The 20,852-nt window shown below is 68.8% G+C and carries 19 protein-coding genes and 1 pseudogene; 11 read left to right on the top strand and 9 right to left on the bottom strand.

All coding sequences use genetic code 11. The features are described 5' to 3' along the window. Positions 1 to 24: 24 nt before the first annotated feature. From AC1DKV_RS05445 to AC1DKV_RS05460, 4 genes are read right to left on the bottom strand one after another with little or no spacing between them, the layout of a single operon-like run. Positions 25 to 1,782, bottom strand: a complete 1,758-nt coding sequence (locus AC1DKV_RS05445; RefSeq protein ID WP_441649781.1) for a long-chain-fatty-acid--CoA ligase — start codon at positions 1,780 to 1,782, stop codon at positions 25 to 27. Positions 1,783 to 1,822: 40 nt separating this feature from the next. Then, positions 1,823 to 3,169, bottom strand: coding sequence for an MFS transporter (locus AC1DKV_RS05450; RefSeq protein ID WP_441649782.1), 1,347 nt, complete (start codon positions 3,167 to 3,169; stop codon positions 1,823 to 1,825). Continuing rightward, positions 3,166 to 3,846 (bottom strand): alpha/beta fold hydrolase, encoded by a 681-nt coding sequence (locus AC1DKV_RS05455; protein WP_441649783.1) that lies wholly within the window; start codon positions 3,844 to 3,846, stop codon positions 3,166 to 3,168. The genes AC1DKV_RS05450 and AC1DKV_RS05455 overlap by 4 nt, the downstream gene beginning before the upstream one ends. Then, entirely contained in the window at positions 3,843 to 4,799 is a 957-nt protein-coding gene (locus AC1DKV_RS05460) for an alpha/beta fold hydrolase (protein ID WP_441613885.1), read from the bottom strand. Before AC1DKV_RS05460 ends, AC1DKV_RS05455 begins: the two co-directional genes overlap by 4 nt. 381 nt (positions 4,800 to 5,180) lie before the next feature. Here AC1DKV_RS05460 and AC1DKV_RS05465 point away from each other — a divergent pair, with 381 nt between their 5' ends. The 7 genes from AC1DKV_RS05465 to AC1DKV_RS05495 all read left to right on the top strand — a co-directional run bounded on the left by AC1DKV_RS05465 (position 5,181) and on the right by AC1DKV_RS05495 (position 13,832). After that, positions 5,181 to 6,365 carry an acyl-CoA dehydrogenase family protein gene (locus AC1DKV_RS05465; RefSeq protein WP_441649784.1) on the top strand — a complete coding sequence of 395 codons (1,185 nt, stop codon included), beginning with the start codon at positions 5,181 to 5,183 and terminating at the stop codon, positions 6,363 to 6,365. Positions 6,366 to 6,399: 34 nt separating this feature from the next. Next, on the top strand, positions 6,400 to 7,539 hold the full coding sequence (locus AC1DKV_RS05470) for an acyl-CoA dehydrogenase family protein (protein WP_441649785.1): 1,140 nt from the start codon (positions 6,400 to 6,402) through the stop codon (positions 7,537 to 7,539). 490 nt (positions 7,540 to 8,029) lie between these two features. After that, entirely contained in the window at positions 8,030 to 8,986 is a 957-nt protein-coding gene (locus AC1DKV_RS05475; RefSeq protein ID WP_441613888.1) for an ABC transporter permease, read from the top strand. Further along, positions 8,986 to 9,909 (top strand): ABC transporter permease, encoded by a 924-nt coding sequence (locus AC1DKV_RS05480; protein WP_441613889.1) that lies wholly within the window; start codon positions 8,986 to 8,988, stop codon positions 9,907 to 9,909. Before AC1DKV_RS05475 ends, AC1DKV_RS05480 begins: the two co-directional genes overlap by 1 nt. 171 nt (positions 9,910 to 10,080) lie before the next feature. Continuing rightward, a complete protein-coding gene (locus AC1DKV_RS05485) occupies positions 10,081 to 11,736 on the top strand; it encodes an ABC transporter substrate-binding protein (RefSeq protein WP_441614068.1) in 1,656 nt (551 codons plus the stop codon). Positions 11,737 to 11,821: 85 nt separating this feature from the next. Next, a complete protein-coding gene (locus AC1DKV_RS05490; RefSeq protein WP_441649786.1) occupies positions 11,822 to 12,805 on the top strand; it encodes an ABC transporter ATP-binding protein in 984 nt (327 codons plus the stop codon). Continuing rightward, the gene (locus AC1DKV_RS05495) at positions 12,798 to 13,832 is read left to right on the top strand and encodes an ABC transporter ATP-binding protein (protein WP_441649812.1); all 1,035 of its coding nucleotides are present in this window, start codon (positions 12,798 to 12,800) and stop codon (positions 13,830 to 13,832) included. The genes AC1DKV_RS05490 and AC1DKV_RS05495 overlap by 8 nt, the downstream gene beginning before the upstream one ends. 18 nt (positions 13,833 to 13,850) lie before the next feature. Here the strand turns inward: AC1DKV_RS05495 and AC1DKV_RS05500 are convergent, their stop codons facing one another. After that, positions 13,851 to 15,086 (bottom strand): TetR/AcrR family transcriptional regulator, encoded by a 1,236-nt coding sequence (locus AC1DKV_RS05500; RefSeq protein ID WP_441613891.1) that lies wholly within the window; start codon positions 15,084 to 15,086, stop codon positions 13,851 to 13,853. 336 nt (positions 15,087 to 15,422) lie between these two features. Between AC1DKV_RS05500 and AC1DKV_RS05505 the strand changes: the two genes are divergently transcribed. Further along, on the top strand, positions 15,423 to 16,325 hold the full coding sequence (locus AC1DKV_RS05505; protein ID WP_441613892.1) for an NAD-dependent epimerase/dehydratase family protein: 903 nt from the start codon (positions 15,423 to 15,425) through the stop codon (positions 16,323 to 16,325). Positions 16,326 to 16,428: 103 nt separating this feature from the next. Beyond that, positions 16,429 to 17,232, top strand: a complete 804-nt coding sequence (gene dkgB, locus AC1DKV_RS05510; RefSeq protein WP_441613893.1) for a 2,5-didehydrogluconate reductase DkgB — start codon at positions 16,429 to 16,431, stop codon at positions 17,230 to 17,232. Positions 17,233 to 17,330: 98 nt separating this feature from the next. On the opposite strand, the gene AC1DKV_RS05515 is transcribed toward dkgB, so the two are convergent. Continuing rightward, complete coding sequence (locus tag AC1DKV_RS05515; RefSeq protein ID WP_441649787.1) at positions 17,331 to 17,483, bottom strand: SDR family oxidoreductase; 153 nt, start codon at positions 17,481 to 17,483, stop codon at positions 17,331 to 17,333. A 62-nt stretch (positions 17,484 to 17,545) separates the two neighbouring features. On the opposite strand from AC1DKV_RS05515, the pseudogene AC1DKV_RS05520 reads away from it, so the two are divergent. Continuing rightward, positions 17,546 to 18,133, top strand: a pseudogene (locus AC1DKV_RS05520) (LysR substrate-binding domain-containing protein); the annotation flags it as partial. 49 nt (positions 18,134 to 18,182) lie between these two features. Here AC1DKV_RS05520 and AC1DKV_RS05525 read toward each other — a convergent pair. Beyond that, positions 18,183 to 18,416 (bottom strand): putative quinol monooxygenase, encoded by a 234-nt coding sequence (locus AC1DKV_RS05525; RefSeq protein ID WP_441649813.1) that lies wholly within the window; start codon positions 18,414 to 18,416, stop codon positions 18,183 to 18,185. Here AC1DKV_RS05525 and AC1DKV_RS05530 point away from each other — a divergent pair. Then, on the top strand, positions 18,303 to 18,587 hold the full coding sequence (locus AC1DKV_RS05530; protein ID WP_441649814.1) for a hypothetical protein: 285 nt from the start codon (positions 18,303 to 18,305) through the stop codon (positions 18,585 to 18,587). The genes AC1DKV_RS05525 and AC1DKV_RS05530 overlap by 114 nt on opposite strands. Before the next feature lie 142 nt (positions 18,588 to 18,729). Here the strand turns inward: AC1DKV_RS05530 and AC1DKV_RS05535 are convergent, their stop codons facing one another. Further along, the gene (locus AC1DKV_RS05535) at positions 18,730 to 19,698 is read right to left on the bottom strand and encodes a TIGR03571 family LLM class oxidoreductase (protein ID WP_441649788.1); all 969 of its coding nucleotides are present in this window, start codon (positions 19,696 to 19,698) and stop codon (positions 18,730 to 18,732) included. A gap of 22 nt (positions 19,699 to 19,720) precedes the next feature. Then, positions 19,721 to 20,851: an alkene reductase gene (locus AC1DKV_RS05540; protein WP_441649789.1), complete on the bottom strand. Its 1,131-nt coding sequence runs from the start codon at positions 20,849 to 20,851 to the stop codon at positions 19,721 to 19,723. Position 20,852: the final 1 nt, after the last annotated feature.

Here is a 20,852-nt window from a genome sequence, read left to right on the forward strand (position 1 = left end):
TCCTGTCTGGTTTTGAATCAATGCTCAGCCATGCCGGGACGAGACGTCCCTGGCAATGGCGAGGAATTTGTCGAGATCGTCGCGGATCTGCTTCTTGTTGAACTTGCCCACGCTGGTCTTGGGGATGTCGCGCGTGATGGCGACCAGCTTGGGCAGCATCCAGCGGGTGATCTTGCCGGTCTCCACGCCGTGCACCTTGAGGAAGTCGATGACGCTTTCCTCGGTGGCCTCGAACCCGGTGCGCACGCTCACCAGCGCCATGGGCTTTTCGCCCCACACCGGATCGGGCACGCCGACCACGGTGGCCTCGTGCACGAAGTCCGCCATGGCGATCAGGTTTTCCAGCAGCACGGTGGGCACCATCTCGGCGCCGCTGCGGATCACGTCCTTCAGGCGGTCGGCAACCGTGATATAGCCCTCGGCATCGACGCGGGCGATATCGCCGGTGTGCAGCCAGCCGTCCTGCCACAGCTCGGCGCTCTTCTCGGGATTGCGGAAATACTGCTCGGTGGCCCACGGCGCGCGTACCACGATCTCGCCCACGGTCTGGTCGTCCTGCGGCACGGGCTTGCCTTGCCCGTCGACCACCTCCACTTCCACGCCGAGGATCGGCAGGCCGGCCTTGACCAGCACGGCGTCGGTCGCCTCGCGGCCCTCCTGGACCATGGTCTTCTTGATAAAGGAGCTGACGATGGTGGGCGCGGTTTCCGTCATGCCATAGCCGGAACTCATGCGGAAGGTGGGGATCAGCGCCTCGAGCTTGCGCTTGAGTCCCAGCGGCAGCGCGCCACCGCCCACGCTCACGCGCACCAGGCTGCTGAGGTCGTACTTGCCCAGGTCCGGGTACTCCAGCAACATCGCCGCGATGGTGGCGACGATGCCCACCGAGGTCACGCGCTCGCGCTGCACCAGCTCGCAGAAGCCCTGCACGGTGAAGGTGCCGTGCAGCACGATCTTCTGCGCGCTGTAGACCGCCACGAAGGGCTGGCCCCAGCCGTGCACGTGGAACATCGGGGTGTTGAGCAGCGGCACCGCGCCTTCGCCCAGGCGCGTGCCCAGGCCGTCGGCGATGTCCTGTTCCGGGGTGTTGGCGATGGCCGTCTGCGCCATCATGTGGACCGTCATCAGGTAGAGCTGGCGATGCGTGAAGGTGGCGCCCTTGGGCTGGCCGGTGGTGCCGGTCGTGTAGCACAGCGTGGCGTTCACGTCTTCGTGCAGCGCCGGCCATTCGATGGTGTCGGGCTGGCCGGCGAGCAGGTCTTCGTAGCTGATCAGGCCGGGGATGCGGCTGTCCGGCAGGCCTGGCTTGTCGGACATGTAGACCACTGTTTCCACCACATCGCTGATCTGCTCGTAGATGCCTTCGAGCAGGGGCATCAGCGTATCGTCGACGAAGATCACGCGGTCCTGCGCATGCCGGATGGTGTAGACGATATGCTGCGGCGACAGCCGGACATTGATCGGGTGCAGCGTGGCGCCGACACCCGTCACGCCGTAGTACAGCTCCAGGTGGCGGTGCGTATTGAGCGCCATGGTGGCGATGCGGTCGCCGGCCTCGCCCGGCACGCCCGGCCGCACCTTGAACCGGCCGCGCAAGCCGTTGGCCAGCCGCGCCACGCGCCGGTACCACTGCATCCAGGTGAAACGGAAATACTCGCCGCTGACATGGTTGCGGTACACCACGCCGGTCTGGTCGGGGTACATCCGCACCGGGCGCTTCATGATGGTGGTGAGCACAAGCGGGTAGTGCGTGCTGAACTCCGGATAGGTCTTGTTCGCCATTAGGTCTCCTGAAGATCCCGGTATGTCCCGCGCAGGCGGGCTATGCGTTGGGCTCGCGCTGCGGCCGCGGCAGGCGGCGTGGTTCCTCCACCCGCAGCGCGAGCAGGAAGGCCATGCCCAGTACGGCGATGGCGGCCACGAACACCAGCGAAAAACGCACGCCCTGCGCCAGCAGCCCGCCAAGGACCGGACCGCAAGCCATCATGGCAAAGGTGGCCGTGTCGGAGACCGCGAGCAGCATCGGGCGGTCGCGCCGGTTGCCGAATTCGAGCGCGAAGTTGTCGGCGGAAGGGAAATAGCCGCCGAAGCCGGCGCCCAGTCCGCAGAACACCAGCAAGAAGGCGGGCAGGCTGTCGCACAGCATCAGCGCCGCGGTGGACACCGCCCACAGGCCGATGCTGGACAGGAACACCAGGCGGTAGCCGTGGCGGTCGGCAAGGCGGCCCCACGCCAGGTTGCTGGTGGTCTGCGCCAGCAGGTAGGCGATGCTCAGGTAGCCCAGCGTGGCGCCCGACAGCGGCAGGTGGCTGCCGACGAAGATGGCGTAGAACGGCACCGCCATCATGCTCAGCGCCACCAGGGCGCGCGCCACGAAGAAGCGCACATAGTGCTTGTCCGCGCGCAGCAGGGCCGGCACTTCGCGCAGGCGCTGGCGAAAGCCCGCCTGCGCGCGCACGTCGTGCAGCACCGGCTCGCGCATGCGCGTCAGCGCCGAGATGCCCAGGCTGGTGAGCACGAAGGCGGACAGGAAGGTAGTGGCGTAGCCGTTGCCGAACACATTGCCGCCCACCAGGTAGCGCCCGCCCAGGTAGGCCACGGCGGCGGCGATCAGCCCGCCGAGGAAGTTGCGCAGGGCACTGAGCGCGCCGCGCCGCTCCAGCGGGATGATCTTCGACGTCAGGTAGTTGAAGGTGACGTTCTGCACCCCGTTGAACAGGCCGAACAGCAGCAGGAACACCGCCGCCGCGCCCAGCGCGCCGGCGCCGGAGAGCAGGAAGGCCGACAGCGCCAGCCCGAGGATCTGCAGCCGCACCATCCAGCCCACCAGGTAGATCAGCGGCATCACGCGCTGGCGATGCTCGATCTGCGTGGCGCCCCAGATGGAGGACAGCGCCATGCCGGCGTACTGTGCGGACAGCACGCAGCCCACCACCAGCTTGGAGCCGGACAGCAGGTAGATATAGGCGGGCACGAAGGTGGGCGCGGTCACCAGCCGGAAGCCGGTCATGCCGAGCATGCCGTGGATCAGGTAGGCCTGGGCGTTGCGCGGCAGGTTGCACCGCACGTGGGCGAGGAAATCGTCTTCCGCCAGCGCGTGGGCCGAGGACGCATCGTGTTGTACCGTGCCGGGCATGGCGGCGCCTTCGGTGGCAAGGCCGGCTTTCATGCCGCCGCGCCCCCGGCCTGCGCGGGCAGCGATGCGTAGCGCTGCAGCGCCTGCGCCAGCTCCGCCTTCTCCAGCGAGAGCAGGTCGATCACCGCCTTGAGCCAGTCGGGCCGCTCGCTGGTGCATATCGAGATCGGTTGCGGCGTGGCGGAGTGCTGCGCCGCCAGCATGGCGTAGTTGGCCGCATAGCTGGGCGGGCGCACGTCGGTGGCCAGGTCGGCGATGGCGTAGGGATCCGGCGGGCCGCTGCGCGCGGTGTCGACGATCGGGATATATGGGTTGCGCGCGGCCGTGCCGCCGCCGGCCAGGCCTGGCCCGTCGCGCAGGATCGCGCCACGCACCTCGTGCGGCCGCGCGCCCGCCAGCAGCAGCGCGATATAGCCGCCCAGCCCGCGCCCGGCCACGGTGCAGGGGCCGAGGTGGGCCAGTGCGATATCGGCGTCGGCCATCAGGAACTCGCAACTGTAGCCGCCGCCGCGCGGGATGTCCGACTGGCCGTGTCCGGTGAAGTCGAGAGCATGCACGGCGCCGGGCCACGCCGCGTACTCGGGCGGCAAGGCCTGCGGCGAGCGCTCGCCCAGGCCGTGCAGCAGCAGCAGCGAAGGGCCGTCGCCGGCCTTGAGCGGATGCAGTGCCAGCCGCAGGCGGTTGTGGCGCAGGCGGATGGGCGTGTTCATGGACGCAGGAAGCCCAGGATCAGCGCCGCGGTCTCGTGCGGCTGCTCGATATGGATGAAGTGCCCGGTATCGCGCATCACGTGGACCTGCGTCGACGGCGGGAAATAGGGCGCCAGGTCGGCGGCGGTGGCATCCCAGCCCATCGGCTCGCGCTCGGTGCCGAAGATGGCCAGCATCGGCACCGGAAAGCCGGGCAGCCGGTCGGTCATCCAGCGCGCGCGCATGGGGCCAAAGCCCGAGGTGCCGATCACCGGGTCGAGCTTCCAGCGCCAGCCGCCGGCATCCTGGCGCGCGCCCAGCGCGGCAAGGTAGCGCAGCCAGTCATGGGACAGGCGCGGGTTCATGCGCGCGCGCCGGCGCGCCAGGTCTTCCAGCGTGCCGGGCTTGCGCGCCAGCGTGGCGCTGCGGCGGCGCGTGTCCAGCCAGTGCGTGATGATCTCGGCGGTCATCGACTTCTTCTCTCGCACCGCGCTGTCCGCATGCGGATTGCGAAAGGGCAGCCCGTCGATGGCCACGAAGCGGGTGAAGCGGTGCGGCAGCGCCTGGATGGCATGCACCAGCAGGGACCCCCCCTTGCTGTGGCCGATCACCGCGAAGGGCTCCCGCGTGACCGAGTCCGCCACCGCGAGCAGGTCGCGTTCGTCGGCGACCCAGCTATACATGTCGGTGTGCTCGGAATCGCCGTGGCCGCGGTGGTCGTAGGACACCACGCGGTAGCCGGCGTCCGCCAGCAGCGGCGCGAACACGTCGAAGGTGCGCGCGAAATCCATCGCGCCGTGCACCAGCAGCACCGGGGTTGCGCTTGCGTCGCCCCATTCGTAGACGGCGATGCGGATGCCGTCGGCGTCGACGGTGCGCATGCGGTCCGGCGCGCGGGCGCCCGGATAGCTGGCGTGCGCGGGCGGCGCAATGACGGCGGCAGCCGGCGGCGTGCCGTTGGCTTCAGCCTTCACTCGGTCTCCTCGTCTTCCACGCGGCCCCGGCGAACATGGTTCGCCGGTCAGGTTTCGTGGTTTTGGTATGTTTTTTCGATGCTATCACAGCGGCGCCGGGGAAGGGCGGGGTCACCCCCGGTCAAGCGCTAAAAATGCGCGGGATTCTTCCAGTACTGCTGTGCAGAACGCGGCAAAAACTGCGGATTTGACAGGCGACATCATGCACGAGGCGGGCGGGACGTCATGCACGACGGTCATGGCCAGCAAGCGGGGGATTATCTCCGTTTCGGAAATGGAGTATTGACGTTGACCGATGCGGATTATATAAACCAGCTACGCCAGCCGCGCCTGTGCCGCGGGCAGCGGGCAAGAAAACCAAGAACAGGACAGGAGACAAGCGTGGATGACCTGGAAACCTTCCGGCAGGAGGTACGTGCCTGGCTGGAAGCGCAATGCCCGCAGGAAATGCGGCAGCCGGTGCGCAACGACGACGATATTTGCTGGGGCGGGCGCAAGTTCAGGTTCCAGTCCGAGGCGCAGCGGCAGTGGCTGGCGCGCATGGCGGACAAGGGCTGGACCGTGCCGGAATGGCCGCGCGAATACGGTGGAGGGGGCCTGGGCCGCGAGCAGGCCAAGGTGCTGCGCCAGGAAATGCAGGCGCTCGGTTGCCGCGTGCCGCTGCAGAGCTTCGGTATCTGGATGCTCGGGCCGGCCTTGCTGAAGTACGGCTCGGAAGCGCAGAAGCGCGAGCACCTGCCCAGGATCGCGCGCGGCGAGATCCGCTGGTGCCAGGGCTACTCGGAGCCCAACGCGGGTTCTGACCTTGCCTCGCTGCAGACCCGTGCGGATGACCGCGGCGATCATTTCGTCGTCAACGGCCAGAAGATCTGGACGTCGTATGCCGACAAGGCGGACTGGATCTTCTGCCTGGTGCGCACCGATTTCTCCGCGCAGAAGCACACGGGTATCAGCTTCCTGCTGTTCGACATGGAGACGCCGGGCGTATCCACGCGCCCCATCGTGCTGATCTCCGGCAAGTCCCCGTTCTGCGAGACCTTCTTCGACGATGTGGTGGTGCCGCGCGCCAACCTGGTGGGCGAGCCCAACGGCGGCTGGGCCATCGCCAAGTACCTGCTCACGCACGAGCGCGAGATGATCAGCGGCATCGGCAGCCGCGGCGTGCGCCAGCCGCTGGGCGAACTGGCGGCCGAGACGATCGGGCGCAACGCGGGCGGCGAGATCGACGCGCCCATGCTGCGCGCGCAGATCGCCGCCTTCGAGATCGACGAGGCCGCCTTCGGCCTGGCCGCGGAGCGCGCGATGGATCTCGCCCGCCAGGGCGAAGGCATTGCCGCGTTCTCGTCGGTGCTGAAGTACTACGGGTCGGAGCTCAACAAGCGACGCTACGAACTGCTGATGTCGATCGGCGGCAGCGCCGCGCTGGAGTGGGAAAGCGAGCGCAGCCAGGAGGGCGCGACCGCGCGCGGTTGGCTGCGCAGCAAGGCCAACTCGATCGAGGGCGGTACCAGCGAGGTGCAGCTGAATATCGTGGCCAAGCGCCTGCTCGGCTTGCCCGGCGCCTGAGGCTTCCCCGAATCCACGCAGAGAGATCGAACCCATGGCAATCGTACTGAACCAGACGCAGGAAATGTTGCGCGAGAGCGCGCTGGCATTCCTGCGCGAGAGCGCGCCGGTTTCCACGCTGCGCAAGCTGCGCGACACGCGCGATGAGACCGGCTTCTCGCCGGACCTGTGGCACAGCTTTGCCGAACTCGGCTTCGCCGGCGTGCTGGTGGCGGAAGAGTTCGGCGGCAGCGGCCTCGGCGCGGTGGAGGCGGGCGTGATCATGGAGGCCCTTGGCCGCACGCTGGCGCCCACCCCGTTCTTTTCCACCGCGGTGCTCGGCGCGCTGCTGATCTCGCGCTGCGGCAATGCGGCACAGCAGGCGCAATACCTGCCTGCCATTGCCGCGGGCAAGCACCTGACCGCGCTGGCCATCGACGAGCAGGGCACGCACCGGCCCGAGCGGCAGGCATTGCGCGCGGCACGCCAGGATGGTGGCTTCGTGCTGGACGGCGACAAGATGTTCGTCATCGACGGGCACGTCGCCGATACGCTGATCGTGGCCGGGCGCACCGCCGGCGGCACCGACGATGCCGACGGCATCTCGCTGTTCCTGGTGCCGCGCGGCAGCGCGGGCGTCTCGGTCGAGCGCACCGTGATGGCGGATGCGCGCAATGCGGCGCGCATCCGGTTGCGCGACGTGAGGGTGGGCGACGATGCCGTGCTCGGCCCGGTCGGCGCCGCCGCCGGGCCGCTCGGGCAGGTGCTGGACCTGGCGCGCGCGGCGCTGGCTTCCGAGCTTGTGGGCATTGCCGACGAGGCATTCGAGCGTACCGTGCAGTACCTGAAGGAGCGCAAGCAGTTCGGCAAGATCATCGGTGAGTTCCAGGCGCTGCAGCATCGCGCCGCGCACCTGTTCAGCGAGATCGAGATCACGCGCGCGCTGGTGCTGCGCAGCCAGCAGAAGCTGGACGAAGCCCCCGCCGGGCCGGCGGCGCTGGTGTCGGCGGCCAAGGCGCGCGCCGGCACCACGGCGCTGCTGGCCGTGCAGGAGGGCGTGCAGATGCACGGCGGCATGGGCATGACCGATGAGTTCGAGATCGGCTTCTACATGAAGCGGGCGAGCGCGGCGCAGGCGCTGCTGGGCGACAGCCACTTCCATACGCAGCGCTGGGCCGTACTGCGCGGCTACTAGCCGTCTCCTTGCGCGCGGCGCGGTACGCAGGCGCGTGCCGCGCTGCGCAACTTCCTCTCCATCCAGCCACCCCCGGGGCCGCCGCGCGCGAGCGCGGCGTGGCCCGTGCTCGTGCGTTGCCGGCGTTCGCGCTGCCGGTTTGCAGCGCACAAGCAGCCGCCTGGCCCCGCATCAGACCTAGGTAAATCCACTAGACATTCGGGGCCCGCTTTGGTTGTCATGAATTAGAACTCTGAGTATGCTGGTTGCTCGATCTTCGAGAAGAGCAGGGCGCCAGATGGAAGAGCGCATGACCAAGGCTGGAGGCAAGGCGAATACGCGAATATCGCTTGATTAAGCCATCAGATGACGCAGGCGCGATTGGAGTCGATGATCACACGAAGCACCGGACAGGAGACGGAATGGTCGGCGCGGAAATCGTTATCGTGATTGCGGTATCTTCTGTCGGGGCGGTGCGCCCGAGATCGGCGGCAGCCGGGGCGCGGACATCATGAACGCCTACATCGCACGCCGCGTGATGGCGCTGATTCCCACGCTGCTGTTCGCCAGCCTGATCGTCTTCGTGATCGTGCGCATGGTGCCGGGCGATGTGGTGGACCTGATGCTGAGCCAGAACGACATCAGCGCCGACACCAAGAGCCGCGAGGACCTGGTCCGCCTGCTGGGCCTGGACCAGCCGATGTGGCGCCAGTACCTGCACTGGGCCGGCAATATCGTGCTGCACGGCGATCTCGGCCATTCGCTGTGGCAGGGCGAGCCGGTGCTGAAGATGGTGCTGGCGCGCATGCCCGCCACCTTCTCGCTGGGCGTGATGGCGCTGATCGTGGCGCTGTCGGTGGCGCTGCCGATCGGCGTGCTGTCGGCGATCCGGCAGGACACCGCGGCCGACTACGTGGCGCGTTCCTTCTCCATCCTGATGCTGGCGGTGCCGAGCTTCTGGCTGGGCACCATGGTGATGGTATTTCCCTCGGTCTGGTGGGGCTGGTCGCCCGAGGTGCGCTACGTGCCTTTCCTCGAGAACCCGCTGCAGCATGTCGTCAACATGCTGGTGCCTGCCGTCATCCTGGGCATGGCGCTGTCGGCCATCACCATGCGCATGACCCGGACCATGATGCTGGAGGTGCTGCGCCAGGACTACATCCGCACCGCCTGGGCCAAGGGGCTGGACGAGCGGCTGGTGATCCTGCGCCATGCGCTGCGCAATGCGCTGATCCCCGTGGTGACCCTGATCGGCCTGCAAGCGCCGCTGCTGATCGGCGGCGCGGTCGTGATCGAGCAGATCTTCGTGCTGCCGGGCATGGGCCTGCTGCTGCTCGATGCCGTCAACCAGCGCGACTACCCCGTGATCACCGGCGTGTTCCTGGTGGTCGGCGTTGCCGTGATGCTCATCAACCTGCTCGTGGACCTGAGCTACGGGCTGTTCGATCCGAAAGTGAGGCACCGCTGATGGCCCCTCCAGTCGCCAACGCGCCCGCAATCGAGCCGGCGCAAGCCGCGCGGCCCGCACCCGGGCGCCGCGCGCCTGCCGCCATCGCGCTGGCCGGGCGCCTGTTCCGCGAGAAGCCGCTTGGCGCGGCCGGCGCGGTGATCTGCCTGGTCTTCCTGTTCTGCGGCATCTTCGCCGGCTGGCTGGCGCCATACGGCGTCAACGAGATCAGCATGATGAAGCGGCTGCAGCCGCCATCGTGGGCCCATCCCTTCGGCACCGACAACCTCGGCCGCGACATGCTCTCGCGCTGCCTCTACGGCGCGCGGCTCTCGGTGATCATCGGGCTGTCGGCGGCCACGCTGGCCACCGCGATCTCGGTGCTGGTGGGCATCCTGAGCGGCTATCTCGGCGGCAAGTTCGACATGATCGTGCAGCGCATGGTGGATGCGTGGATGAGCTTTCCGGACCTGGTGATCCTGATCGTGGTGGTCGCGGTGCTCGGCCCCGGCAGCTGGCAGATCATCGGCACGCTGGGCCTGCTGCTCGGGGTGGGCGGCTCGCGCATCATCCGCAGCGCGGTGGTATCGGTGCGCGAGAACATGTACGTGCATGCCGCCCGCTCGATGGGCGCGTCCACCGGGCGCATCCTGTGGCGCCATATCCTGCCCAATGTCCTGCCGCCCATCATCGTGCTGTTCACCACGCGCGTGGGCACCGCGATCCTGGCGGAGTCCGGCCTGTCTTTCCTGGGCCTCGGCGTGCCGCCGCCCGCGCCGACCTGGGGCGGCATGCTGTCGGGCAACGGCCGCACCTTCATGTTCCAGGGGCCGTGGCTGGCGCTGGCGCCAGGCGTGTGTCTCACGGTGGTGGTCTACGCCATCAATGTCTATGGCGATGCCCTGCGAGACCTGCTCGATCCGCGCATGCGCGGATCCCGGTAAGCGCGCCGCCGCAGGAAGACCAAGCAGAGGCCGGCGCCATGACGCCAGGCCCGGGAGGATCCGGCGCGCGAGCCGACGGCACGCGCGGCCCACTTGACGAGACCAAAGACGGAGGGACGCGGTTTGAACAGAACTGGCTCGAACGGAACGGCAGCCTTGCTGGCCGCAGGCATGGCGCTGGCGCTGGCAGCGGGCGGCGCATGCGCGCAGGCCGAAGCGCCGAAGTATGGCGGCAATCTCGAAATCGGCTCGATGTACCCGACCATCTCGGCCCTGTCCTGGGACCTGGCGGACTGGAACTGGAAGCAGAACTACGATACCGGCCAGGTCTACGAGCAGCTGTTCGTGGCCGACCTCTCCAAGGCGAAGCGCAACGGCGGCAAGTACGCCTTCCATGCCGATGCCTGGCTGCCCGAGGATGCCATCCGCGGCGAGCTTGCCGAGAGCTGGAAATGGCTCGATCCGCTGACGCTGGAAGTCAGACTGCGCAAGGGCGTGAAGTTTCCCGCCAAGCCCGGCGTGATGGCCGAGCGCGAGCTGACCGCGGAGGACGTGGTCTACAGCTATGGCCGCCAGAACAGCAGCGCCAAGAAGATCCCGACCTACTACGACCACCTCTCCAAGGTCGAGGCGACCGACAAGTACACGGTCATGTTCCGCTTCAAGGAGTTCAACGCCGAGTGGGACTACCGCTTCGGCTGGGGCTACTACTCCGGCGTGATGCCCAAGGAAGTGGCGACGGCCGGCGCCGGCAACTGGAAGAACGTCAACGGCAGCGGGCCCTTCGTGCTGAGCAACTTCGTGCAGGGCAATGCCACCACCTATGCGAAGAACACCCTGTACTGGGACAGCGACAAGATCGGCGGCAAGGACTACAAGCTGCCTTTCGTCGACAAGGTGGTGCTGCGCACGGTCAAGGACGAGGGCACCCGCAACACCATGCTGCGCACCGGCAAGATCGACGTGCTGGAGAACATCGGCTGGAGCGCGGTGGATGAACTCAAGAAGAACGCGCCCGCGCTGAAGTGGTCTCGCTGGTTGTCCACCAACGGGCAGTACCTGGCGCTGCGCGTCGATACCAAGCCGTTTACCGACCTGCGCGTGCGGCGCGCGCTGAACATGGCGGTCAACAAGGAGGAGATCGTCAAGCAGTTCTACGGCGGCAACGCCGAGCTGTTCGCTTATCCGCAGCACCCGGAGTACGCAGGCTATTTCGAGCCGCTCAGCGCCATGCCGGACTCGGTCAAGGAGCTCTACACCTACAACCCGGACAAGGCGCGCAAGCTGCTGGCCGAGGCCGGTTACCCGAAGGGCTTCACCTTCAAGGTGCAGGTGTGCGCCTGCCAGCCGGACCACCTGGAGCTGCTACCGCTGATCGGCGCCTACCTGGAGCAGGTGGGTGTGAAGATCGAGATCCAGCCGATGGAGTACGGCGCCTTCCTCTCGGCCATGACCACCAGGACCAACGCGCCCGGCTACCTGATGAGCAACGGCCACACCAACCCGACCACCACGATCCGCAAGAGCTTCGTGCTGGGCCAGGTCTGGAACGCAGCGCAGTGGGGCAACCCGAAGTACGAGCAGCGCGTAGGCGAGGCGTTCCAGATGCGCGACCTCGGGCGCCGCCAGGAAGCGCTGCGCGCGCTCACGCGCGACGTGCTGGCCGATGCGCCGTATATCTGGCTGCCCACGCCCTACCAGTACACCGCGTGGTGGCCCTGGGTGAAGAACTACAACGGCGAGCTGCGCGCCGGCGCGGTGCGTCCCGGCCCGATCTACGCGCGCATGTGGATCGACCAGGACATGAAGAAGAAGATGGGGTTCTGAGGCCGGTTCGTCCCGCGATGCCAACGCGCGGGCCGCCGGCGCAACGCCGGTCCCGCGCCACCGAAGCCACTTCATGGAGGCCCGCATGACGCAGCCGATCCTGCAGGTGAACAAGCTGACCACGCGTTTCCGTACCGACCGCGGCGTGGTCACCGCGGTGGACCAGGTCTCGTTCGGCGTGGCGCCCGGCGAGACGCTGGCCATCGTCGGCGAATCCGGCTCGGGCAAGAGCGTCACGGCCCTGTCCATCCTGGGGCTGATCCCCAGGCCGGCCGGCCGCATCGAGTCCGGCGAGATCCTGTTCGACGGGCAGGATCTGCTCAAGCTCAGCGCCGCGCGCATGCGTGCCATCCGCGGCAACCGCATCGCGATGATCTTCCAGGAGCCGATGTCCTCGCTCAATCCCGCGCTCACCGTGGGAAAACAGATCGCGGAGCCGGTCAACCTGCACCAGGGCATGCCGTGGAAGACCGCGCTCGGCATTGCCGGCGAGCTGCTCGCCAAGGTGCAGATCCCCGAGCCGCAGAGCCGCCTGGGTGCCTATCCCCATCAGTTCTCCGGGGGCATGCGCCAGCGCGCCATGATCGCCATGGCGCTGGCCTGCAAGCCGCAGCTGATCATCGCCGACGAACCCACCACCGCGCTCGACGTGACGGTGCAGGCCCAGATCCTGGACCTGCTCAAGGCGCTGGCCGCCAGCTCGGACACCGCGCTGATCCTGATCACGCACGACCTCGGCGTGGTGGCGCGCTATGCCGACCGCGTCGCCGTGATGTACGGCGGCCGCATGGTCGAGACCGCCTCCGCGCGCGACCTGTACGCGCGGCCGGCGCACCCGTACACACGCGGCCTGATGGCGTCGGTGCCACGGATCGACGGCGATACCCGCCAGCCGCTGGTGCCGATCGACGGCCAGCCGCCGGACCTCACCGCGCTGCCGCCGGGCTGCGCCTTCATGCCGCGCTGCCGGCTGGCCGCCCAGCGCTGCGGCGTCTCGCGCCCGGCGCTGCAGCCCGTACGCTCGAACCACAGTCACCTCAAGGCGTGCTTCCTCCATGACCATGACTGATACCAGCGCCGCCGGTGCCGGCAATGCCACGCGCGCGGCCGCCCGCCGCGGCGACGAGATCCTGCGCGTCGAGAACCTGAAGGTCCATTTCCCTGTGACCAGGGGTGCGTTCGTCAAGCGCCAGGTCGGCTCGGTGAAGGCTGTCGACGGCGTCTCGTTCGCGCTCAGGCGCGGCGAGACGCTGGGCCTGGTGGGCGAGAGCGGGTGCGGGAAATCCACCACGGGGCTCGCCATCATCAAGATGCTTGCCGCCAGCAGCGGTCGCATCACCTTCGAAGGCGAGGACTTCGCCAGCTTCGGCAAGGCGCAGGAGAAACATTTTCGTCGCAGCGTGCAGATGGTCTACCAGGATCCGTTCGGCTCGCTCAACCCGCGCATGAAGGTGCGCGATATCATCGGCGAGCCGCTCGAGGTGCACGGCATGGCGCGCGACCGCGAATGCTGTCGCGCGCGGGTTGCGTCATTGCTGGAGATGGTCGGCCTGCTGCCCTATATGGCCGACCGCTACCCGCATGAGTTTTCCGGCGGGCAGCGCCAGCGCGTGGGCATCGCGCGCGCGCTGGCGGTGGAACCCAGCCTGATCGTCTGCGACGAGCCGGTCTCCGCGCTGGACGTCTCGATCCAGGCGCAGGTGGTCAATGTGTTCATGGAGCTGCAGCGGCGCCTGGGCCTGACCTATGTCTTCATCGCGCATGACCTCGCGGTGGTGCGCCATATCAGCGACCGCATCGCGGTGATGTACCTGGGGCGCATCGTGGAGATCGCCGGGCGCGACGAGCTGTACGCCAACCCCCGGCATCCCTATACGCAGGCGCTGCTGTCCGCGGTGCCGGTGGCCAGCGTGGAAGCCGAAGCGAAGCGTGAGCGCATCGTGCTGCGCGGCGAAGTGCCGAGCCCGCTGAACCCGCCGGCGGGATGCCGCTTCCATCCGCGCTGCCCGCGCGCGATGGCCCGCTGCGGCACGGAAGATCCCGTCTTGCGGGACCGCGGCGGCGGGCAGATGGTGGCCTGCCACCTGGAAGACTAGCGCCGCCCCGGGCAACGCTCAGCGGCCCGAGAAGATGCCCATGAAGAGGGGCCGGATGAAGAGGTCGGCGGCATTCTCGCCCGACGCATCCGGCACCCAGCGCCGCAATTCCACCGCCGCGTTGATCATGCCGTTGACCTGCAGCGATGCGATCGACTGATCCAGCGGCCGGATCGAGCCGTCCTGCATGCCCAGCACCAGGAAGCGCACGAAGCGCGTGGAAAGGCGGCTCATGACGAGCATCTTTTCCTTGCGCATGTCCTCGGGCAGCGCACCGTAGATGGTCAGCCGCAGCAGCGGCCCCTGCCCGGAGAACTGGTAGCCGACCAGGGCGCGGGCGACCGCGCACAGCTTGTCCCAGCCGCTGCCCGGGCCTGCTTCCACGCGCGCCTGCGTATCGCGGATGACGGCGAACATGCGGTCGAAGCAGGCGGAGATCAGGTCGTCCTTGTTCTCGTTGTGGTGGTAGAACGAGCCTTTGGTGAGGTTGAGCCGCGCCGAGATGCGGTCCGCCGAGGCGCCGCGGTAGCCGAGTTCGTTGAGCAGGTCGGTGGCGGCGCGCAGGAAGGCTTCCTGCGTGCTTTCCTGCGGATCGGGCCCGGGCGGCAGCGGCGCTGCCACGCCCGCATCCCAGCGCGACCGCGCCGCGGCAAAGCCGTTGAGCAGGATGTCCACCACCGTGTCCGCCACCTTGGGATAGTCCTGCGGCTCGTAGCGCTCCAGCCACGTCATGGCGCCGCTGGTCAGCGACAGCAGCAGGTGGGCGGCGGCGCTGCGCGTGTTGCGCTCGGCCGCGTCGCGCGGGGCAGCGTCCCGCAGCAGCTTGCGGATGCGGCGGAACATATCCGTATAGGCCGCGAAGGCCACCTCGGCATGGCTTTCGGGCAGCGCGCGGATCTCGCGGAAGCTCATCAGCTCCGGACGCTCGCCGGTGGCAGTGCGGGCCAGCCGCGCGAAGAACAGCGTGATGAAGCGGCGCACGCGCTCCTGCGGCAGGGGCTCGTCCGCGGTGGCGTCGGCGATGCCCGCAATCTCGTCGATGGTGCGCAGCAGGCAGGCCACCACAAGGTCTTCCTTCTTGCGGTAGTAGTAGGTGATGCTGTTGGTGCTCAGCCCGACTTCCTGCGCCACGTCCGAAAGCGTGGCGCCGCGCAGGCCCTTGCGGTTGAACAGCCGCGCGGCGGCGTCGAGGATCGCCTCGCGCTTCTCGACGTAGCGGCGTGTCGGGCGGGCTTCCGCTGTTTCCTTGAGCATGAGGGCAGTGATTGGCCGGGCGATGGCCATGATTGGCAGGGTGCGCGGATTATAGAGCCGCGCCGCGCCTGCGGGTGGCTCGCGTCGCGCGGGGGCGACAACGCGCGGGCACGCGGCATTGCCGGCTGCCCGTGCCCCGCCCCGCGCAGCCGATCCGCCGGCCTTTTCGCCCAGGCGCGTGAGAGCGCGGTGGCGCGGCTCCCGCCGCCCTGGCCGATTCTTGCGCCGGAATCAATTATCTTCTGCACGCGGGCCGGTTATTCCGCCGGCGGGGAGCGGGGATACTCTGGCCATGTACAAGGGCCGGCAGTCGTTCCGGCCACAAGGAGCCTTCCCATGCAAGTCTTCATTACCGGCGCCGCGGGGTTTATCGGGGGCTCGGTGGCCGCGCGCCTGCTCGCCGATGGCCACGCCGTGCGCGGCCTGGTGCGCAATCCGGCCCAGGCAGGGCTGTTTGCCGGGCGCGGCATCGTGCCCGTGGCCGGCACGCTGGACGACGCGGCCCTGCTGACGCGCGAAGCCGCGCGGGCGGATGCCGTCATCAACACCGCCAGCAGCGACCACCGCGGTGCCGTGGAGGCGCTGCTGGCCGGGCTGCTCGGCTCGGGCAAGCCCTTCCTGCACACCAGTGGCTCCAGCGTGATCGGCGACGATGTCGGCGGCAATGCCGTGTCCGGGCACATCTTCGACGAAGACACGCCGCTGGTGGTGGAGCCCGGCAAGCAGGCACGCCATGCCATCGACCAGATGGTGCTGGACGCGGCCGCGCACGGCGTGCGCAGCGCTGTGTTGTGCAACAGCATGATCTACGGCACCGGCGCCGGGCTGCATCCGCACAGTGTGCAGATTCCGCCGCTGGTGGCGCAGGCGCGGCGCAGCGGCGTGGTGCGTGTGGTCGGGGCGGGCGTGAACCGCTGGTCCAACGTGCATATCGACGACGCCGTCGCGCTCTACGCGCTGGCGCTGGAGCACGCACCGGCCGGCGCCTTCTACTTCGTCGAGAACGGCGAGGCGTCCTATGCCGAGATCGGCGCGGCCATCGCGCGGCGCCTCGGGCTCGGGCCGGTGCAGTCGTGGTCCGTGGCCGAGGCCGCGCCGGTCTGGGGCGAAGGGCCCGCACGCTACTCCTTCGGCTCCAACAGCCGCGTGCGCGCCCGCCGCGCGCGGGCCGAGCTTGGCTGGCAACCCGCGCATGGCTCGGTGACCGGCTGGATCGAAAACGCGATGCCGCTCGACTGAGCGGCGCGGGGCGATTGCCGCCAGTCCCGCAATCCATCCTGAACCCTTCGCGGCCGGGCTGCCGTCAGCCCCGGCTGTCAACCCTCTGACAATGGAAAGAACCATGAGCATTCCCGCACTCGGCCTCGGCACCTTCCGCCTGCAAGGCCAGACCGTCATCGACTCCGTGCGCAACGGCCTCGAGGTCGGCTACCGTGCCATCGACACCGCGCAGATCTACGGCAACGAGGCCGAAGTCGGCCAGGCCATCGCCGAGAGCGGCGTGGCGCGCGCCGGGCTGTTCCTCACCACCAAGATCTGGGTCGAGAACCTCTCGCGCGACAAGCTGGTGCCCAGCCTCAGGCAGAGCCTGGCCAAGCTGCGCACCGACCATGTCGACCTGACCCTGATCCACTGGCCGTCGCCCGGCGGCGCGGTGCCGGTGGCGGAGTTCATGACTGCGCTGGCCGAGGCCCGCGAACAGGGCCTGACCCGCCAGATCGGTGTCTCCAACTTCAATATCGCGCTGATGCGCGAGGCGATCGACGCCGTTGGCGCGCAGGCGATCGCCACCAACCAGGTCGAGTTGCACCCCTTCCTGCAGAACCGCAAGGTGGTGGAGTTCGCGCGCAGCCAGGGCATCCACGTCACGTCGTACATGACGCTGGGCTACGGCCGCGCGCTGCAGGATCCGGTGATCCTGGGGATCGCCGGGCGCCTGGGCGCGACTGCCGCGCAAGTGGTGCTGGCCTGGGCCATGCAGCTCGGCTACGCGGTGATCCCGTCGTCCACCAGGCGCGCCAACCTGCAGGGTAACCTGGGTGCGCCGGCGGTGCGCCTGAGCGATGCCGACATGGCCGCCATCGCCGCGCTGGACCGCGGCGAGCGCCTCACCAGCCCGGATGGCCTGGCACCGGCCTGGGACTGAAGCCAGCGCTTGCCGGGGTTCGCCCCGGCTTGCATCACGCGCGCCGCCGGCAATATCCGGCGGCGCGCGTTGTCTTGCCGGCGCCGGGCGCGCGGCCATCAGGCGATGGTCTGCACGGTGCCGCCCTCGGCCCGGATCGCCGCGCCGTTGACAACGGCGGCGCGCTCGCTGGCGAGGAAGGCGACGACACTGGCGACTTCGGCGGGCTTGGCCAGGCGCAGGATCAGCGAGGACGGCCGGTTCTCGTTCATGAACTTGCGTTCCGCATCGGCATAGGCAGGATCTCGCGCAGGGCTCGGCGGCGCCGCACGGCGTGCTGCGCGTGAATGCCTCGCTGCCGCTGGGCACGCACCAGCTGCTGCCGCTGTTGCCCGAGTTCCGCCGGCGCTACCCGGGCATCACGCTGGACATCTCGCTCACGGACGAACTGGTGGACCTGCGCCGAGAGCGGATCGACGTGGCGATCCGCATGGGCCCGCTGGCCGACGCCAGCTTTCGCGCGCGCATCCTGGGGGAAAGCCGGCGCGTGGTGGTGGCCGCGCCTGCCTATGTGGCGGCCCACGGCGTGCCGCACGCGCCACAGGCGCTTGCGCAGCACAACTGCCTGAATTTCAATTTCCGGCGCTCGGTGGACGAGTGGCCGTTCTCGATCGACAAGCAGACCGTCTACATGCCGGTGCGCGGCGACCTGCTGGCCAACAACGGCGAGACCATGCGCCAGCTCACGCTGGATGGACTGGGCATCAGCCGGCTGGGCATGTTCCACGTGGCCAGGGATATCGAGGCGGGGCGGCTGGTGCCCCTGCTGGAGGATTTCAACCCGGGCGACAAGGAAGAGGTCCACGCGATCTTCAGCAACCAGCGGCATATGCCGCAACGCGTGCGGGTCTTTATCGATTTCCTGGTGGAGCGCGTCGGCGCGGCGCGCCGGGCGCGGGATAGCCGGCCGCTTACGCTGCAGCGTGCATCTCGTACAGCGAGAATTCGCCGATGCAATCGCCGGCCGCGCTGCGGAACGCATTCATGTAAGGGCTCTCCATGTGATCGCGCCATTGCGCGGCCGATGCCCATTGCTCGACGAAGATGACGAAGCCCTCTTCGGTATTGGACTGGTGCAGCTCATAGCGCAGGCAGCCGCGATGCTGCCTTGCCGCGGCCACCAGACCGACTTGCGCGGCGAGCAGGCGCGCCTGCGTGCCGGGCTTGGCGCGCACGTGGGCGATGATGGTCAGTGGCGCGGATGGCGCAGCTTGCGGGGCGGGATTCGTTTGCATGATGGATTCCTGGTGAGGGTGTCGGGCGGGGGCGGCGGATGCCATGGAGGCAGTATTGGCGGGAGCCGCGCGCGCGACTAGCCGGTGCGGCGGAAAAGGATTGCGGAATCGCTTTCCGCACGGCTCGCCCGCGACGGTTTTTTTCCCCTCTCGCGTGGAACGGGAGAGGGGCCGGCGAAGACAAGCCGCGGCAGATTTTGCTTGCCGCCTGGCATCCCCGGGCTCAGGCCGCCAGCGCGCCTTGCGGCGCATTCCCGGCGGTCTGCGCATCGCCATGGAAATGCGGCAGCACATGCGCCGCGATTTCCTCCATCGCTTCGCCCACTGGCCGGTGACTGCGGCGAAAGTGCAGGCCGATATGCGCGGCGCCTGCCGCGCGCATGGCCTCCAGCTCGGCAACCAGCCCCTTGCGCCCGACCGCCGCGCCAAAGCGGTGACGGCGGATCGGCGCATCGGGATCGTCCAGCAGGTCCAGGTGGATAAAGCTGACATAGGGTTTGGCGCCGGCCGCGCCGCGCCACATTGCGCTGCGGCGCGCGTGGTCCTCGGGCGTGCCGGGGTAGGCCAGCCAGCCATCCATGTGCTCGCCGACCCAGGCAGGCGATTGCTGCGCGAGCCCGGCCACCAGCAGCGGCAGCGGTGCGTCCAGGCGCGGCAGCATGCGCACGCCTTCGGGCAGGCGTGCCGCGCCGGCATCGCGCAGCAGCGCCACCTGCTCGCGGAACGCTTCGCCGCGGCGCGCGAAGTCGCGGCCGAAGACCGGGTATTCGACCGGGCGGTCGCCGCTGGCGACGCCGAGCAGCAGCCGGCCGTTGCTGAGGTGGTTCACGGTGGCGGCGGATTTCAGCGTCAGCATCGGCTCGCGCAGGGGTAGTACCACCGCGGCGGTGCCGAGCAGGATGCGCTCGGTCACGCCGGCCAGGTAGCCCAGGTAGCTGAAGGTCTCGAAGACCTGCGCGGCGTCGCCGAACTGCGGGTCGTACAGCGGGACGTCGCGCACCCACAGCGCGCGAAAGCCCAGCCGGTCGGCGCGCCTGGCGAGTTCGCCATGGCGTGCCAGGTCGGGCTCGCCGGGAAGGCGGCCGGCCTGGCGTCGGGCGAGTTCGCCGGCGGGCGACCAGTCGTTGTCCAGCGGCAGTTCCAAGCCGACGCTGAAGCCGCCCGCCGTCAGTTTGTCCAGTGCGCTGTGCATGGCGTTCTCCATCGCGGCGGGGTTATGCGGCATCGGCCTGGGGCGCGGCGTTGCTGGCGTGCCTCGGGTAATCGGTGTAGCCCGCCTCGCCGCCACCGAAGTACTTGGCGCGGTCGCCGGCGTTGAGCGGCAGGTCGTGCTGCAGGCGGTAGGGCAGGTCCGGATTGGCGATGAACGCGCGCCCGAAGCCGACCAGGTCGGCCCAGCCCCTGGCGAGCGCTTCCTGCGCACGCGGCCCGGTGTAGTTGCCGGAGTAGATCAGGGTGCCGGGATAGATCGCGCGCAGCGCTTCCTTGAAGGCGGCTGGCATGACGGGCGCATCCTCCCAGTCGGCCTCGGCGATATGGATATAGCCCACGCCGATCTGGCCGAGCGCGTGCGCGGCGGCCAGGTAGGTGGCTTGTGGCGTGTCGTCCACCGCGCCCTGCAGCGTGGTCAGCGGCGCCAGGCGCACGCCGATGCGGTCCTTGCCGACCACGTCGGTCACGGCCTGCGCCACTTCCTTGAGCAAGCGCAGGCGGTTGGCCAGCGAGCCGCCGTAGGCGTCGGTGCGGGCGTTGGCCTGCGAGTCGATGAACTGGTTGATCAGGTAGCCGTTGGCGCCATGCAGCTCGACACCGTCGAAGCCGGCCGCCAGGGCATTGCGCGCAGCGTTCGCGTAGTCGGCCACGATGCCGGGGATCTCGTCGATCGACAGCGCGCGCGGCGCCGAGTGCTGGATCATCTCGCCCACGCCGCCCTGCGGGCCCTGGCCGCTGGCGTCGACGAACACTTTCACGCCTTCGGCCACCAGCGCGGACGACGACACCGGCGCGGCCTCGCCGGGCTGGAGCGAGTTGTGGGAGACGCGGCCCACGTGCCAGAGCTGCGCGAAGATCTTGCCGCCCGCGGCATGCACCGCGTCGGTCACCTTGCGCCAGCCGCGTACCTGCGCGTCGGTATAGATGCCGGGCGTCCAGGCATAGCCCTGCCCTTGCCGGCTGATCTGCGTGCCTTCGGAAATGATCAGGCCGGCGCCGGCGCGCTGCGCGTAGTACTCGGCCATCAGGTCCGTTGCCACATCGCCCGCGGCAGCGCGCGAACGGGTCATCGGCGGCATCACGATGCGGTTGCGCGTGGTGATGTCGCCAAAGGTGTAGGGGGTGAACAGCATG

Source organism: Cupriavidus sp. 05T41 (assembly GCF_056396525.1).

Coding starts and splice junctions, on each gene's coding strand:
- AC1DKV_RS05485 (WP_441614068.1), top strand. CDS start 10,081: ATGGCGCTGGCGCTGGCAGCGGGCGGCGCATGCGCGCAGGCCGAAGCG.
- AC1DKV_RS05500 (WP_441613891.1), bottom strand. CDS start 15,086: ATGCTCAAGGAAACAGCGGAAGCCCGCCCGACACGCCGCTACGTCGAG.
- AC1DKV_RS05540 (WP_441649789.1), bottom strand. CDS start 20,851: ATGCTGTTCACCCCCTACACCTTTGGCGACATCACCACGCGCAACCGC.
- AC1DKV_RS05515 (WP_441649787.1), bottom strand. CDS start 17,483: ATGAACGAGAACCGGCCGTCCTCGCTGATCCTGCGCCTGGCCAAGCCC.
- AC1DKV_RS05455 (WP_441649783.1), bottom strand. CDS start 3,846: ATGAACACGCCCATCCGCCTGCGCCACAACCGCCTGCGGCTGGCACTG.
- AC1DKV_RS05505 (WP_441613892.1), top strand. CDS start 15,423: ATGCAAGTCTTCATTACCGGCGCCGCGGGGTTTATCGGGGGCTCGGTG.
- AC1DKV_RS05475 (WP_441613888.1), top strand. CDS start 8,030: ATGAACGCCTACATCGCACGCCGCGTGATGGCGCTGATTCCCACGCTG.
- AC1DKV_RS05480 (WP_441613889.1), top strand. CDS start 8,986: ATGGCCCCTCCAGTCGCCAACGCGCCCGCAATCGAGCCGGCGCAAGCC.
- AC1DKV_RS05470 (WP_441649785.1), top strand. CDS start 6,400: ATGGCAATCGTACTGAACCAGACGCAGGAAATGTTGCGCGAGAGCGCG.
- AC1DKV_RS05445 (WP_441649781.1), bottom strand. CDS start 1,782: ATGGCGAACAAGACCTATCCGGAGTTCAGCACGCACTACCCGCTTGTG.
- AC1DKV_RS05490 (WP_441649786.1), top strand. CDS start 11,822: ATGACGCAGCCGATCCTGCAGGTGAACAAGCTGACCACGCGTTTCCGT.
- dkgB (WP_441613893.1), top strand. CDS start 16,429: ATGAGCATTCCCGCACTCGGCCTCGGCACCTTCCGCCTGCAAGGCCAG.
- AC1DKV_RS05450 (WP_441649782.1), bottom strand. CDS start 3,169: ATGAAAGCCGGCCTTGCCACCGAAGGCGCCGCCATGCCCGGCACGGTA.
- AC1DKV_RS05495 (WP_441649812.1), top strand. CDS start 12,798: ATGACTGATACCAGCGCCGCCGGTGCCGGCAATGCCACGCGCGCGGCC.
- AC1DKV_RS05535 (WP_441649788.1), bottom strand. CDS start 19,698: ATGCACAGCGCACTGGACAAACTGACGGCGGGCGGCTTCAGCGTCGGC.